Origin of the sequence: Enteroscipio rubneri (assembly GCF_002899715.1) — a bacterium.
GTDB lineage: Bacteria > Actinomycetota > Coriobacteriia > Coriobacteriales > Eggerthellaceae > Enteroscipio > Enteroscipio rubneri.
The window spans coordinates 635,270-650,133 of the sequence record NZ_PPEK01000001.1 but is presented as its reverse complement, the minus strand read 5'-3'; the positions used below and the strand labels follow the sequence as shown (position 1 = coordinate 650,133).

Annotated in this window: 13 protein-coding genes; 5 read left to right on the top strand and 8 right to left on the bottom strand. The window is 65.1% G+C overall.

The window, feature by feature from the left end; genetic code table 11:
- Positions 1 to 105 precede the first annotated feature (105 nt).
- Positions 106 to 1,167, top strand: a complete 1,062-nt coding sequence (locus C2L71_RS02710) for a DUF4097 family beta strand repeat-containing protein (RefSeq protein ID WP_103264216.1) — start codon at positions 106 to 108, stop codon at positions 1,165 to 1,167.
- Positions 1,168 to 1,434: 267 nt separating this feature from the next.
- Here C2L71_RS02710 and C2L71_RS02705 read toward each other — a convergent pair whose 3' ends face one another.
- From C2L71_RS02705 to C2L71_RS02690, 5 genes are all read right to left on the bottom strand, one after another.
- The gene (locus C2L71_RS02705; protein WP_103264215.1) at positions 1,435 to 3,459 is read right to left on the bottom strand and encodes a RecQ family ATP-dependent DNA helicase; all 2,025 of its coding nucleotides are present in this window, start codon (positions 3,457 to 3,459) and stop codon (positions 1,435 to 1,437) included.
- A gap of 253 nt (positions 3,460 to 3,712) precedes the next feature.
- Positions 3,713 to 5,023 carry an amidohydrolase family protein gene (locus C2L71_RS02700; RefSeq protein WP_103264214.1) on the bottom strand — a complete coding sequence of 437 codons (1,311 nt, stop codon included), beginning with the start codon at positions 5,021 to 5,023 and terminating at the stop codon, positions 3,713 to 3,715.
- Positions 5,024 to 5,163: 140 nt separating this feature from the next.
- Positions 5,164 to 5,328 (bottom strand): hypothetical protein, encoded by a 165-nt coding sequence (locus tag C2L71_RS11995; protein WP_157938919.1) that lies wholly within the window; start codon positions 5,326 to 5,328, stop codon positions 5,164 to 5,166.
- 121 nt (positions 5,329 to 5,449) lie between these two features.
- On the bottom strand, positions 5,450 to 6,067 hold the full coding sequence (gene larE / locus C2L71_RS02695; protein ID WP_103264213.1) for an ATP-dependent sacrificial sulfur transferase LarE: 618 nt from the start codon (positions 6,065 to 6,067) through the stop codon (positions 5,450 to 5,452).
- Positions 6,068 to 6,133: 66 nt separating this feature from the next.
- The gene (locus tag C2L71_RS02690) at positions 6,134 to 7,249 is read right to left on the bottom strand and encodes an aldo/keto reductase (RefSeq protein WP_103264212.1); all 1,116 of its coding nucleotides are present in this window, start codon (positions 7,247 to 7,249) and stop codon (positions 6,134 to 6,136) included.
- Positions 7,250 to 7,466: 217 nt separating this feature from the next.
- Between C2L71_RS02690 and C2L71_RS02685 the strand changes: the two genes are divergently transcribed.
- Positions 7,467 to 8,393: an alpha/beta fold hydrolase gene (locus tag C2L71_RS02685; protein ID WP_103264211.1), complete on the top strand. Its 927-nt coding sequence runs from the start codon at positions 7,467 to 7,469 to the stop codon at positions 8,391 to 8,393.
- Between the two features lie 134 nt (positions 8,394 to 8,527).
- Here the strand turns inward: C2L71_RS02685 and C2L71_RS02680 are convergent, their stop codons facing one another.
- Together C2L71_RS02680 and C2L71_RS02675 are read right to left on the bottom strand one after the other, a co-directional pair.
- Positions 8,528 to 8,716: a hypothetical protein gene (locus C2L71_RS02680; protein WP_187143233.1), complete on the bottom strand. Its 189-nt coding sequence runs from the start codon at positions 8,714 to 8,716 to the stop codon at positions 8,528 to 8,530.
- 179 nt (positions 8,717 to 8,895) lie between these two features.
- On the bottom strand, positions 8,896 to 9,195 hold the full coding sequence (locus C2L71_RS02675) for a hypothetical protein (RefSeq protein WP_103264210.1): 300 nt from the start codon (positions 9,193 to 9,195) through the stop codon (positions 8,896 to 8,898).
- 178 nt (positions 9,196 to 9,373) lie between these two features.
- On the opposite strand from C2L71_RS02675, the gene C2L71_RS02670 reads away from it, so the two are divergent.
- Positions 9,374 to 9,643 carry a helix-turn-helix domain-containing protein gene (locus C2L71_RS02670; RefSeq protein ID WP_239926251.1) on the top strand — a complete coding sequence of 90 codons (270 nt, stop codon included), beginning with the start codon at positions 9,374 to 9,376 and terminating at the stop codon, positions 9,641 to 9,643.
- An 88-nt stretch (positions 9,644 to 9,731) separates the two neighbouring features.
- On the opposite strand, the gene ychF is transcribed toward C2L71_RS02670, so the two are convergent.
- On the bottom strand, positions 9,732 to 10,796 hold the full coding sequence (gene ychF, locus C2L71_RS02665; protein ID WP_103264208.1) for a redox-regulated ATPase YchF: 1,065 nt from the start codon (positions 10,794 to 10,796) through the stop codon (positions 9,732 to 9,734).
- Positions 10,797 to 11,122: 326 nt separating this feature from the next.
- Here ychF and cydD point away from each other — a divergent pair, with 326 nt between their 5' ends.
- On the top strand, positions 11,123 to 12,841 hold the full coding sequence (cydD, locus tag C2L71_RS02660) for a thiol reductant ABC exporter subunit CydD (protein ID WP_103264207.1): 1,719 nt from the start codon (positions 11,123 to 11,125) through the stop codon (positions 12,839 to 12,841).
- Positions 12,838 to 14,757, top strand: coding sequence for a thiol reductant ABC exporter subunit CydC (cydC, locus tag C2L71_RS02655; RefSeq protein WP_239926249.1), 1,920 nt, complete (start codon positions 12,838 to 12,840; stop codon positions 14,755 to 14,757). Before cydD ends, cydC begins: the two co-directional genes overlap by 4 nt.
- Positions 14,758 to 14,864 lie beyond the last annotated feature (107 nt).

Below are 14,864 nucleotides of genomic sequence, written 5' to 3'. Positions count from 1 at the left end.
GCCCCGGTGCGCCCCGTCCCGTCGGGCCGCAGGGCACCGTCCCCTTCCCGCCCGCACCGATGCCGCCGACGGCGGGGAACCCAACTTCGGAAGGAGCGCAGAGCCATGACCACCGCGCGTAAAGTCGTCCTGATCGTCGCCACCGTGATGCTGGTGGGAGGCTCGGCGCTCGCCCTGGGGGCGTTCACTCTGGCGGACTTCCGCTTCGAGAACCTGTCGAACACCACGCGCGACTGGGTCTCGAGCACGCAGACCCTGAGCACCGAGGCGGAAGCGCCCCACACCGCCGTCGTAGTGAGGGACGCAAGCGAAAGCGTGCGCTTCGAGCCAGCCGACGGAGACGCCTTCGAAATCACGTACTGGACCAGCAGCGAGAAAACCGTAGACGTCGTCGACGAAGGAGGTGTGCTGGAGATCACCGGCCAGGGCACTTCGCTTACGGGCCTCATGATCATGAAGGTGGACTTCCAAGACCGCACCACCGTGGTGAAGGTTCCACGCGGGTACACGGGCTCCATCACCGTGGAAACGAGCGGCGGAAACGTTGACGTTGCGAACCTCGACGACCTCGGCACGGTTTCGCTCACGGCCAGCAGCGGCAGCCTGTCACTCATGCGCACGAGCGCGGAGACTGTAGGACTGAGAACCTCGAGCGGCAGCATCAACGCGACGGGCGTGGACGCCGAGAGCTTCTCGGCCTGGACCTCGAGCGGCTCGCTCTCCCTGGATGACGTGGAGGGCGCCACGGTGGAGACGAGTACGTCGAGTGGCTACCAGTATCTGGACGAAGTGCGCGCGACCACGTTGGACATCCGCTGCTCCAGCGGCAGCATCGATGCCGTCGGCCTGGACGCGACCGAAGCCGTACTCGAGGCGTCGAGCGGCCGAGTAGCAGCCTCGTTCACGGGTTTCGCGACCGACTACGACATCGCGGCGTCCTCCACAAGCGGCAGCGTGGACGCCCCCGCCGGCACGATCGGCGCCGACAAGCGCATCGTCGTTCGCACCACGAGCGGCAGCGTCGACCTTAGCTTCGACCGCGGCGCCAGCGCCGGTGCCGCAAATCGCGGCGACAACACGGCCCCGGGCGGCGCAAGCCGTAACGGTGCCGACATCCCGGCCGCGCCTGCCGCCCCGGCAGCCCCCGCAGCACCGGCGACATCGTAAGCAACGGTCCTGCGGTCGCCAACGGGAAAGAGGCCCGCCGTCGCTAGGCGACGACGGGCCTCTCCAGCGGCTCCATATCCAGATGTAGGGTTTGCCCGATCGCCTGCACGACACGTCAAGCAAGATGCGTGGGGATGGAGTCTTCCCCACGCAGCCCCCCAACGCAGGCGCCTATCGCCGTAGCCCTGCGCGTCGGACAGTATCCGTATCTGCAGGAAGCGCAGCAGGTCATCGGTGTCGTTGAACCCCCTTCTTCCCGACGGCGCGCTAGCCCTCGCTACCGTAGGCGGCGAGCTCGGCGAGGAACGCCTCGCCGTAGCGGGCGAGCTTCGTGGCGCCCACACCGGAGACATCCAGGAACTCGTCCTCGGTGGCGGGGCGCTTCGCGCACATGTCCCGCAGGGTGGCGTCGGAGAACACGATGTAGGGCGGCACTCCAGCCTCGTCCGCCAGGCGCTTGCGCAGCGTGCGCAGGCGCTCGAACAGCTCTGGGTCGGCCTCGCCCGACGCGGCCACCGTACCCGAGGCGCCGAACGCGCGGCCGGCGCCCGCTTCGACGCCCCGCACGCGTTCGGCCTTGCGCACGACCTTCTTCATGGAGAGGGAGAACCCGTCGTCCGCCGCCTCGCGAGCACGCGGGCCAAGGCCCACCGTAGGGTAGGTGCCCTCGGTAATCGCAAGGTAGTCGCCGGCGGCCAAAAGCTCGACGACCTCCTTGACCTGCGCGACAGAGGCATCCACCGTGTGGTAGCTGGCCACCTCGTCCAGGTGCAGGTCCAGCACCTTCGCGCTCTTCGAGCCGCGCAGCACGTCTACCACCATGCCCTTGCCGAAGCGCCCGCGCAGCTCCTGCACGCAGCGCATGACGGCGCGCGCCAGCTCGGTCACGTCCACGGCGTCGAACGCGCCCTCGCAGTTCGAGCAGCAGGCTCCGGCTGCCTGTCGGCATTCGGAAGAACTCGACGCTGCGAAGGGCCCCGGTGCCGGATCTTGCGGCTCCAAGCCCTCCTCGCGGCCTGCAGGTCGCTTCGTCGGGCTTTCCCCGCAATCTTCGGCACCGGGGCCCTTCTCGCTGGCGTTACGAACGTCCTGCGACGACTGCTCCCCGAAATAATCGAGGATGTAGCGGCGCAGGCAGCCCGTCGTGTGGCAGTAACCCACCATGGCCTCCAGCAGGCGGCGGCGCGAGGCGCGCACAGCGTCGGTCTCCTCGGGCGAGAGCTCCTCGTTGCTCGACTCCTGCTCGATGAAGAATCGGCAGGTGGACACGTCGCCGTCGCTCCATAGGAGCATGCACGTGGACGGCTCGCCGTCGCGCCCGGCACGGCCGGCCTCCTGGTAGTACGCCTCGATGCTGCCGGGCATGTTGTGGTGGATTACGTAGCGCACGTTCGACTTGTCGATGCCCATGCCGAACGCGTTCGTGGCCACCATGACCAGCGCGTCGTCGGCGATGAACGCACGCTGGCTCTCGGCGCGCTCCGCGGCCGGCATGCCCGCGTGGTAGCGCGCCGCGCGCACGCCGGCGGCGACGAGCGCGGCATGCACCTTGTCGGTGTCCTTGCGGGTGGAGCAGTACACGATCCCCGAGTCACCCGGATGCGCGAGCGCGTAGCTCCCGATCCAAGCGAGCTTGCGCTTGGGCTCCAAGCGCTCCACGCCGAAGTAGAGGTTCGGGCGGTCGAACCCGGTGACCACCCCGTAAGGGTCGCGCAGATCCAGAAGGCGCACGATGTCACGCCGCACGCGCTCGGTGGCCGTGGCCGTGAACGCCGCCACGACGGGGCGCGCGGACAGCTGCTCGATGAAGTCGCCGATGGCCAGGTACGACGGGCGGAAGTCCTGGCCCCACTGCGACACGCAGTGCGCCTCGTCCACGGCGACGAGCGGGATGGCGGCCTCGCGCGCGAACTCGAGGAAGCGCGGGTCGGCCAGCCGCTCCGGGGCCACGTACATGATCTGGTACGCGCCCGCCAGCGCGCGGCGCAGCACGGTGGCCTGCTGGCCGGGCGTGAGCGTGGAGTTGAGGTAGGCGCCGCGCACGCCCGCGTCAAGGAGCGCGCGCACCTGATCGCCCATGAGCGACACGAGCGGGCTCACCACGAGCGCGAGGCCCTCCATCACGATGCCGGGCACCTGGTAGCACACCGATTTGCCGGCGCCCGTGGGCATGACCGCCAGCGCGTCGCGGCCGGCGAGGATCGCCTCCACCACACCTTGCTGCCCGGGCCGGAACGCGTCGTAGCCGAAATGGTCCTTGAGCGCCTGCCGCGCCAGTATTGCGTCCGTCACGCTTGTTTCCCTTCGCCTTGCCATCCGTTCAGAACCCATAATACCGCGAGCGGCCGCCTCGTAAACAGCGTCCGCATTGGCAAACGGCCCGACACAGCCCCTTTTGCTTCACCAAAGCGGTGGTATTCGCTACCCTATTCGGTGTAATTCGTTCGACGAACCTCAACGCGCCGCCGGGCAATCGCGTGCTCGGGAACGGCCGACTCGAGACGCCATGCCGTCATTGTGGACGAACCCGTAGCCCATCAAAGTTTCATTCCGATTGCGGCAGAAAGTCGTCCAATTCGGCGTCGAGCTCGGGTATGTGCTTCACTCGAGGGTGCTCGTCCAGGGCGCCGCGAGCCATCACCATGGTCACGGTGCGCAGGGCCTCCAGGTTGTCGAGCGGGTTCTCGGGCGTCACGATGAGGTCGGCGGCCTTACCTTCCTCGACCGATCCCGTCTCGTCGCCCAGCCCCAGGATGCGCGCGTTGCCGAGCGTGGCGGTGTGGAGCGCCCTCTGGCGCGAAGCGCCCACAAGGCGTTCGAAGTACACCACCTCGCGCCACATATCGTAGTGCGTGATGTAGGGGCACGACGAGTCGGTGCCCAAACCCACGGGGATGCCTGCGGCCAGCGCCTGCTGCGCGGCGCGCACGATGCCCTCGTAGACGATGCGGCCGTTCGCCTTCTGCACCTCGGTGGACTTCGTCTTTTCAGGACTCAGCTCTACGAACGGCAGCGCGGGCGAGACGGTGCAGGTGAGCGACGAAGCACGTCCGGCGCCGTTCTCTTTGAAGAGCGCGATCAGCCCCTCATCGAGCGCCGCGCCGTGCTCGATGGTGTCCACGCCTGCCTCCAGGCCCACGCGCACCCCCTCGGCGCTCTCGATGTGCGCAGCCACGGGCATGCCCAGCTTGTGAGCCTCCTCCACAGCCGCGCGGGCGACGTCGGGCGGCATGCGCAGCACGCCCGGCTCGCCCTCCACCTCGGCGTCGAACACGCCCCCTGTGATGAACAGCTTCACCAGGTCGCAGTTGTGCGCAAAGCAGGTGCGCACGATCTCGCGCGCCTCCTCGGGCGACTTCGCGACGTGCGCAAACAGCCCCGCGCCGTGCCCGCCCGGCACCGTGACACCCGTGCCCGACGTGAGCAGGCGCGGTCCGGGGAACTTCCCCGCGTTCACGGCGTCGCGCACGTCCACGTCGGCGAAGCCGGGGTCGCCCACGCTGCGCACGGTGGTCACGCCGCTGGCAAGCTGCGCCTGAGCATGGCTGCGGATCATCCTCCGCAGCGCCCACATGCCGATGGGGTTGCCCGTCACTTTGTCGATAAGGTCGCCCGCCCCGCCGGCACTCATGGGCTTGCCCGTGCCACATAGATGCACGTGCGCGTTGATGAGGCCCGGCATGAGGAAGGTCCCGGCCAGATCCACCTCAAGCGCGCCCATCGGCCCCACGGTGGTGGCCGCAGGGCCCACCTTGTCGATGCGCCCGCCGTCGTCCACCACCACGGTCATGTCGGGCCGAGGCTCCATGCTCTCCGTACCGTCGAGCACCGTCGCATGCGTGAACACGTACGCCATTTTCCTACCGCCTTCCGCAGCGCTCTGCGCGCCATCCTCTCGCCCGTTCGGTGGTGCCCAGTATACGCCGAAAAAAACACGCTGCGGTCCGGCTCTGCACCCGGATCGCGAACGCGCGCAGCGCACACCCCCTGCTACCCCTACGCGCGGTCGGCCCCGTCCTCGGCTTCGAGGTCGGCGGACGGCCCAGCGAGAGCCGCTCGATAACCGAGCGCGTCTTCAAGCTGGGGCGCCGTCTTCGTGTCCAGACGACCGATCAGTGTCACCTCAAGGCGCGCCCCGTTCCGCGATTTACCGATATCCATACCGCGCTCACTTCCACCACCGCCGTGCCCTCCAGATCGTCAGGCCCCGCCTGCGCATAGGCATAGCGGGCGATATTCTCGCCCAGCACGAACCCGAAGAGAGCACCGCACTCCTCGCGCGTCAGAGCCCGCGGGCGCGGCGCACCTCGTCCAACGACGCAGCAGTGATCGGTTTGCCTTCGGGCACGTTCGTGGCCAGGCACGAGAAACTGGGCTTGTCAGCCGTCGGCACGCCGAGCGCGCGGGAGGCGGCGCGAACCTCGTCCTTCGTCATGCCGGCGCGGCGCAATGGCGACACCACGTCAAGCTCCGCGAGCGCGCGGAATCCGGGGCGGCGCGCAGGATCGTCGGAGGCGTTCGTACCGTCGGCCAGCACCTCGAAGCCTTCGCGCTCCATGCGCTCGCGTACGGCGCCAAAGATGAAGCGCTTGCAGAGGTAGCAGCGATCGGGCGGGTTCGCGCAGATGGCGCTTTCGGCCAGAACGTCGGCCTCGATCACGTCGAACGCCGCCCCGCAAACGTCCACGACACGGCGCGCGTCCTCCAGCTCGAATGCAGGCTGAAACGCCGTGTTCACCATATACGCCTTCACCTCGCAGCCCGCCTCCACAGCGGACGCGAGCAAATACGAGGAATCGCATCCGCCCGAGAATGCTATCGCCAGCTTCGGCGTGCGCGCGAAGAAGTCCGCAAGGGGCTCCGTACCGAGCTGCTGACCGGAACCTGTTTCAAGCGTCATTTCGCCCGCCCTTTCCGTGGATGCTCGTTCAACTTGCGCGACAGTGTGCGGAATGCTCGACGTCCCCTATTCGAACAGCTCGGCAGCACGCGCGAGTTCTTTCATCACTTCGATATGCTGCGGGCACGCAAGCTCGCAGGCACCGCACTCGATGCACGACGATGCCCGGCCGCCGGCGGTCCGCCAGTCGTATTCATGGCTAGCCATCGGCATATCATCGAAGAGCGTCATGATGTTGAGCGCGTAGAGCGCCGAAGGGATGCGCACGCCCTCCGGGCAACCCTCGACGCAGTAGCCGCAACTCGTGCAGGGCACCGTAGGCACCGAGGCCAAGATGGCTCGTGCCTGTTCGAGCGCAACGCGCTCCTGCTCGTTCAGCGGTCCGAGCGACGTCATGATGCGCGTATTCTCGCGCACTTGGTCGGCTGTGGACATGCCAGACAGCACGGTGAGCACGCCTGGCAGCGACGCAGCGAAGCGCAGACCCCAAGATGCGAGCGGCACCTCGGGATTCGCCTCGCGCAGCACCTCGACCGCAGCGGCTGGCAGATGAACGAGCGAGCCGCCCTTCAAAGGCTCCATGATAACGACCGGCAGGTTCCGAGCGCGGGCCACCTCGTAGCATTTCCTGGATTCGATCAGGCTATTCTCCCAGTCGGCGAAGTTGATCTGCAACTGCACGAAGTCGAGGGGACGATGCGAGTCCAACACCGCCTCTAAAGCAGCGGCGTTGTCGTGGAACGAAAGGCCGAGCTTGCGAATCAGACCGTCTTCCTTCTTCTGGAACAAAAAGTCCCATATGCCGTACTCGTCGAATGCCTTCGTACGGTACTCGCCCAGATTGTGCATGAGGAAGAAGTCGAAGTAGCCAGCACTGGTCTGATCGAGAGAGGCATCGAACATGGCACGCGCCTCATCGGGCCCTTTCGCAACCCACGCCGGAAGCTTCGAGGCAAGCTGGAATGAATCTCGCGGGTAGCGGTCGACAAGCGCTTCCTTGAGCGCGGCCTCGGATTTGCCGAAGTGATAACGCCGCGCCGTGTCAAAATAGGTGAACCCGGCGTCCATGAAGATGTCCACCATCTCCTTGGCCTGATCGATGTCGATATGCATCTCTCCATCGGCCCCTTCAATCTCCGGCAGCCTCATGAATCCGAACCCGAACTTTGCCATCTCGTCCATCGATCTCCCGCTTTCCTTTTGACGTCATCCTTGCCACACCAAAACCCGAAGCGCACGCAACCATTATCGCAAAACGGAGTGCCGTCGCAAAGTGCGGCGCGAAAAACATGAAGCTCGGAAGGTTCCCGTCTGCCATAATGAACCGAGGCGCTCACACGGAGCGTGTGCGAATCGGCCTGCGGGCACCCGTCCGCGAACACGAGAGAAGGGATTTGCCATGCTGCACGAAATCTGCTTTCCATCGTCGAACGATCGGGACCAGGTGACGGGGTGGATCTACGTCCCCGCCTGCGAGCCCGAGGGCATCGTGCAGCTGATCCACGGCTTCGGCGAGCACTCCCGCCGCTACTTCCATATGATCGTGGCGCTCATGGACGCCGGCTTCATCGTTGCGGCCGACGACCATGTGGGGCACGGCGCCACCGCCATCGCGAATGGCACTTGGGGCGACTGGGGCGACGCGGGGCCGCACACCATGATGGAGGACGAGAAGCGGTTCAAGGACCTCGTGTGCGAGAAGTACCCCAACCTGCCCTACTTCCTGTTCGGCCACTCCATGGGCTCGATGATCGCGCGCGACTTCAGCGCGAAGTACGGCGACGAGCTGGCCGGCGCCGTCTACTGCGGCACCACCGGCATCTTCAAGAACACCCACGAGGTGCGCGCGAAGCTGGACGAGACCATCGCCGCCGGCAAGGGCCACGAGAGCGACCCGGCCTTCGTGGGCGAGCTGATGGGCTGGATGTTCGCCCGCTGCGACGAGGGCGCGACGCGCGGCAACGAGTGGATCTGCCACGACCCCTACGTGCAGAAGGACCATGCGGAAGACCCCTTCGACGCGTTCACGCACCCCACGCACAACGTGAGCCTGCGCGACTTCATCGACATGATGCTTTGCATCGAGGGCCCCGAGTGGGCCGAGAAGGTGCCCGCCGGCCTGCCCGTCCTCTGCATCGCCGGCGACCAGGACCCCGTGGGCACCTACGGCGAGGGCGTCTACCAGTGCGCCAACTGGCTCGCCGACACGGGCCACGAGGTGACGACGAAGCTGTATCCCGGCTATCGCCACGAGATCCACAACTACGACGACCTCAAGTTCGAGGTTGAGGAGGACCTCGTCAGCTGGCTGCTGATGCACCTGTAGACCGAAACGAAGAGCACCCTCGCGATCACGCGGGGGCGCTCAAGATCGTAGTCGGCCTCGGGACTCGCCTCAGCAAGTAATATTTCCACAGGTCGGCAGCCAGGATAGAACCCTTGCCTTCGTTCAACAGGCAATCACGCGTCCTGGATGCCAATGCCCTCGAGTACCCGCTCGAAGATCCACTTCCCTTTGACCGAAGAGGACAGGGTGCGATCGATGTAGTCAAGCTTCCAACTGCCCACGAGCCTGCCGAAGAAGTCGTATTCCTCCGGCAGCTCAGGGTTTCTGCCATCGCTCTCCAGCGCTTCGACGAAGTCGTTCATGCGTAGGCCTCCCCTGTCGTCCTTGTGCGAATCATGTTGCGCCGACTCTCCACATCCTCGTGCAGCAGCCTTTATCCTATGAGGCAATCTACACCATACGGCCCTTCTAACGGCAACGCATTCCGAGCGTTCCAGAAATATCGCCAATCGGATGGTTCCGCCGAATGCATCGAAAGCTGTTATCGGCTCTCTGCCAGGTCAGCCTTTCCCGGTATTTCAGGGCCCGAGACGTCTTCGAGGATCAGGCACGCCTCTTCCATCTTGGCTACGGCGCGATGCAAGACGTAACCCTGCATCGAGTTGAAGTGAAGCGCATCGTATAAACTGAACTCCTCCTCATTCTGGAGCGCGGCATCGTAGAGGCTCAAGCACATGAGGAGCCCCCGAAGGGATGATATTGCTTCCGCGACAGCCGACCCCGCATCCATCGCCGCCGATCGCACGCCCTCGCACCCCGCAGCCGCCGCATGCTCTTCCATTGTTTGGCTCCTTTCGATCGGATGCGGGCGAAGCGAGGCTGCGCATCCCGCCAATATAGCAAGCATCGAAACCTGCCGCCGCGTTACCGCATCGCGCGCGAAGCGGCAGGCAATGGGCATGGCGCGAGCCCTCCTTCCCCTTACGCTCATAACGGAAACGTTGCGCAAATGAATACCCATGAGTATTCGTAAAGAACAGTCTAGCGCATACCCTTGGAACATGGCCGAGCAATTGGACAAGAGGTACGCGCTTCTGGGCGCGGCAATCCGAAGGACGCGAGAGGACGCGAACCTCACGCAGAGAGATCTTGCGGGTATGATCGGCCAGCCTTCTTCTAATTCCTATGTATACCGGCTGGAGAACGGGAAGATGAAGGTCAGCCTCGAGCAGTTGATACGAATCGCGGATGCGCTCGAAGTCGAAGTCCGCGACCTGATCGACTTCTAGCCCTTGCTCTCCGAAAGCTCGGGAAGCCGGCCCGCTCCGCAGCTTCCTCGATATCCCGCTCGATCCTGCGAGCGATCATCCGACCTCCCTACACGTTGAACTTGAAGTGCATCACATCCCCGTCCTGGACGACGTACTCCTTGCCCTCCTGTCGCAGCTTGCCGGCGTCGCGGCAACCCTTCTCGCCGTTCAGCTCGGAGTAGTCAGCGAACGAGGCGGTCTCGGCCTTGATGAAGCCGCGCTCGAAGTCGGTGTGGATGACGCCGGCAGCCTGCGGGGCCTTCGCGCCGATGGGGATGGTCCAGGCGCGCGTCTCGGTCTCGCCGCTGGTGAAGTAGCTCTGCAATCCCAGCAGCTTGTACGCCTCGCGCACGAGACGGGCCAGGCCGCTCTCCTCGAGACCCATGGCCTCCAGGTACTCGCGCGCTTCTGCCGGGTCGAGCTCGGCCAGGTCGGCCTCCACCTTCGCGGAGATGGGCACGGGCGCGCATCCGTCGATCTCGGGCAGGTCGGCGTCCAGCTGTTCCTCGTCGACGTTGGCGATGTAGAGCATCGGCTTCATCGTGAGCAGGTGCAGGTCGTACAGCGCCGCGCGCTCGTCGTCAGTGAGGTCGAGCGTGCGGGCGCGATGCCCCTCGTTCAGGCCCTCGTACACCTTCTTCGCCGCAGCCACCTTCGCCGCGCCGGCCTTGTCGCGCTTGGCCTCCTTCTCCAGACGTGGCAGTGCCTTCTCCAGCGTGCCCATGTCGGCCAGGATCAGCTCGGTCTTGATGGTTTCCACGTCGCTTTGCGGGTCCACCTTGCCGGAGACGTGCACCACGTCGGGGTCGCCGAAGAAGCGCACGACCTCGCAGATGGCGTCCGTCTCGCGGATGTTCGCGAGGAACTGGTTGCCCAGGCCTTCGCCCTGACTCGCTCCCGCGACGAGGCCCGCGATGTCCATGAACTCGACGGTGGCCGGCACGATGCGCGCCGGATGGTCGATCTCGGCCAGGCGGTCGAGGCGCGCGTCAGGCACGGGCACGACGCCCACGTTGGGCTCGATGGTGGCGAACGGGTAGTTGGCCGCGAGGCCGCCCTTGTTCGTGAGGGCCGTGAACAGCGTAGACTTGCCGACGTTCGGCAGGCCGACAATACCGATGGAAAGCGACATGGAACTTCCTTTATGAGAACGATTGCTGAGTATTCGCACATGATAGCACTGCCGTCGCGCCAGGACGAGCCTGCTTGGCCCGGCATCACGCAACGTGCAAGGGGTCGCGGACGGCCAAGAAACGAACGCTAGCGCTTCGCCGATTTAAATGTTACTATAATAATATCATTAATGCGCCACGGATAACGCCGCCGGATCGTAGCAGCGCGCACGTGCTACACTTTCCTGCAAGCCGGGAAGACGAACGACGCAACGGGTACGACATCATTCCGTCCATCGGGAACGCGGGAAAGAGCCGCCCGAAGAGAGGCCCGCAGGAGGCGACGATGCTGGATCGAGCCATATTCGCGCTGCCGGGAGTGCGCCGAGTACTGGCGTTGCTCGCAAGCGCCTCCGCCTTGCAGGCGCTCTGCATCGTTGGCCAGGCTTGGTTCCTCGCCACGGCCCTCGCGAACCTCTGGCACGGAGCGCCCATCCCGGATCAGACTGCATGGATCGCGCTCTTCTTCGCCTGCTTCGTCGCTCGGCAAGGCGCCGTCTACGCCGAAGACGCCTACCTCGAAACCTATGCCTACGACCGCGCCGACGAACTGCGCCAGGAGCTGCTTCGCAAAGTATTCACCACGAAGGCGCAGGTGGTATGGGACAACGGGACGGGCAGCGTGGCGGCGGCCATGCTCGAGGGCGTCGATCAGGTACAGGCCTATTTTCGGCTCATCCTGCCCAAGATCACCTCGATCGTCGTCATCCCGCTTATCGTGCTCGCCTTCGCGCTCGCGCTCGACTGGGTATCCGCCCTCATCATGTTCATAATGTTCCCGTTCATCGTGCTGTACATGATCATACTCGGCCGCAATGCAAAGGATGCAGCGTCTCGACAATACCGCACGTTCCAGGTGCTCTCCAATCACTTCATCGACACGCTACGCGGCATCGATACGCTCAAGCTGTTCGGCGCGGGCAAGCGCCATGGTGCGAGCATCTTCTCGGTGAGCGAGCGGTTTCGCGAAGCCACGATGAAGACGTTGCGCATGGCGACGCTCTCCAGCCTCGTGCTCGATCTGTTCTCGACTCTGTCCATCGCGGCGGTGGCCTTCATGTTGGGCATGCGGCTGCTCGACGGTACGGCACAGCTGTTCCCCGCGCTCGCCATCCTCATCATGGCACCCGAGTACTTCAAGCCCATCCGCTCGTTCGCGTCCGACTACCACGCTTCGCTCGACGGGGTGAATGCGCTGAAATCCATCCAACGTCTCATAGGCGCCCCAGACGGCTCGGATCACAGCTGCGAACTGCCCGATTGGGGCGCGACGTCGCGCATGGAGCTTCGGGGCGTCGGCTGCTCCTACGACAGCCATCGCGTGCTCGAGAATCTGGACTTCACGGCCGAAGGCTTCCGCAAATACGGCATCGTCGGCGCCAGCGGCGCGGGCAAGAGCACGCTCGTCAGCCTCCTCGGCGGCTTTTTGGCGCCTGATGCAGGCGACATCGAGCTGGGCAACACGCCTTTGCCCGATTTCAAGCAGGACGGCTGGCAACGGCAGATCGTCTACATACCGCAGGACCCGTATCTGTTTCATGCCACGTTGCGCGATAACATCGCGTTTTACCGACCCGATGCAAGCGACGAAGAGGTCGCGCGGGCGATTGACGTCGTAGGACTGGACGACCTCGTCGCGGAACTGCCCTGTGGACTGGACACACTTGTGGGCGAAGGCGCGCGCGCCCTCTCGGGCGGCCAGGCGCAGCGCATTGCGCTCGCGCGGGCGTTTTTAGACAATTCGCGGCGCATCTTGCTGTTCGACGAGCCCACCGCCCATCTGGACATCGAAACGGAGATGGAGTTGAAGGAGCGCATGCTGCCGCTCATGGAGGGCCGCCTGGTGTTCTTCGCCACGCACCGCCTGCATTGGCTCGACGACATGGACGAAGTGATCGTGCTCGATGACGGGCGTATCGCAGAGCACGGCCCGCTGGCCGAACTTGAGGCAAACGGCGGTGCGCTCGGCCGTCTTGCGGCGCAGACGGCCTGGGAGACCACATGAGCGCCCGGATGCGCCGCGAGGCGCACGTCGAAGAGGCGCAGAGACGGGCGGACGCCGCCAACCAACCTGCAACCGGCGGCCCAACCCGCAGAAGCGGTCGCGACCGATGGGTCAGGCCCTTCTTCAAGCAGTACCGCAAAGCGCTCGCCGTGGCGCTGGCCCTTGGCGTGGCAACCTTTTGCTTCGCTTCGGGGCTCATGTTCACCTCGGGCTACCTCATTGCAGCTGCAGCTGAAATGCCCGGCAGCATCCTCATGATCCATATGCCCACCATCTTCGTGCGCATCTTCGGCATCGGCAAGCCCATCCTGCAGTACCTGGAACGGCTGACGAGCCACGATTGGGTTCTCCGCATGACGAGCGCACTGCGCTCAAAGCTCTACGCATCCATCGAGGGCGACGCCATCCTCTTCAGGCGCACACATCGCACGGGCGACGTGCTGGGTCTGCTGGCCGAGGACATTGGACATCTGCAGAACCTCTATCTGCGCACGGTGTTCCCAACCGTTGTTGCGTGGCTGCTCACCGTTGTCGTCGTTGCGGTGCTGGGGTTCTTCTCGCTGTGGTTCGCACTCGCCATGCTGCTCGCGTTGCTCGTGGTGGTGGTACTCGTGCCGCTTGCGTCCGTATTGGCAACGAGAGCGCGTGTCGCTCGTCGCAAGGCCATAAAGAACGAGCTGTACTGCGAACTGACGGACAACGTGCTGGGTGTTTCCGACTGGATATTCGCGCATCGCGGCGCGGAATACCTGAACCGCTACCGTTCCTCCCAGCGCGTGCTGCGCGATGTGGACGTCGAGCTCGACCGATTCGCCCGTAGGCGGGACCTGATCTCGACCGCACTGTTCGGGGGTATCGCGGTCATGACGCTCCTCTGGGCGGCCGGCCAATTCGGCGGCGTCCACGGAGGAACGGCGAATTGGATCGCAGCCATCGTGCTGGGCTTCTTTCCCCTCATAGACGCGTTCGCACCGCTGTCGACGGCGGCCACGGAGGCCGGTTCGTACCGTGCCTCCATCGACCGGCTCAATGAGCTTCCCGACGATCCGGGTAATTGCGGTAAGGCTGAAGACCGGCCGGTAAGGACGGCGAACCGCAAGAACGCGCGCACGGAGGACGCCGCAGCAGCGGCCTGCGCGCCGCAGGTCGTTCTCCCGTCGCCGGGCGCTCCTCCGACCATCCGCGTCGAGAGCGTGCGCTTTTCCTATCCCGAGGCGCCCCGTCCCGTGCTCGACGGCATCAGTCTGGAGGTGCGCCCAGGCGAGCGTGTGGCCATCCTCGGCCGCAGCGGATCGGGCAAGAGCACGCTCGCCTCGCTCATCCGGGGCGATTTGAAGCCGGATGCAGGCACGGTGGAGCTGGGAGGCGTGCCCGCTGGCTCGTTTGGCGATGACATGGCCCGCTATCTCGGCGTGATCCAGCAGCAGACGTATTTGTTCAACCGCTCGCTTCGAGAAAACCTGCGCATCGGCCGCGAGGACGCGACCGACGAAGACATGAACAACGTTCTGGAACGGGTCGGACTGCGCACCCTGGTCGAGCGACTTCCCGAAGGACTCGACACGCTTGTGGACGAGGCGGGCGTACGCTTCTCGGGCGGGGAGCGCCATCGCATCGCACTTGCACGTGTGCTGCTGCAAGACGTTTCGACGATCGTGCTCGACGAGCCCACTGTGGGGCTTGATCCCGCCACCGAGCGCGCCCTGCTCAAAGCGGTCTTCGCCACGACTGAGGGAAAGACCCTCATCATGATCACGCATCATCTGCAAGGCGTGGCCGACATGGACCGCGTCGTGTTCCTCGAGGACGGCCGCATCGAGCTCGAAGGCTCCCCTGCTGTGCTCGCGCGCGAGAGCGAGCGTTACCGCCGCCTGCTCGCGTTCGATCGCGGCTTCCCGTCGCGCTCCCATGCATGAGCTGACGCCCTGCTTGTGGCTCAAGGCAAAGCAGACGGGCGAGATTCGGCACGCTTGTCGGCGCCGGATCTCAATTTCCCCTCTCGCCCGGCGCGAAAGCTCCCGCT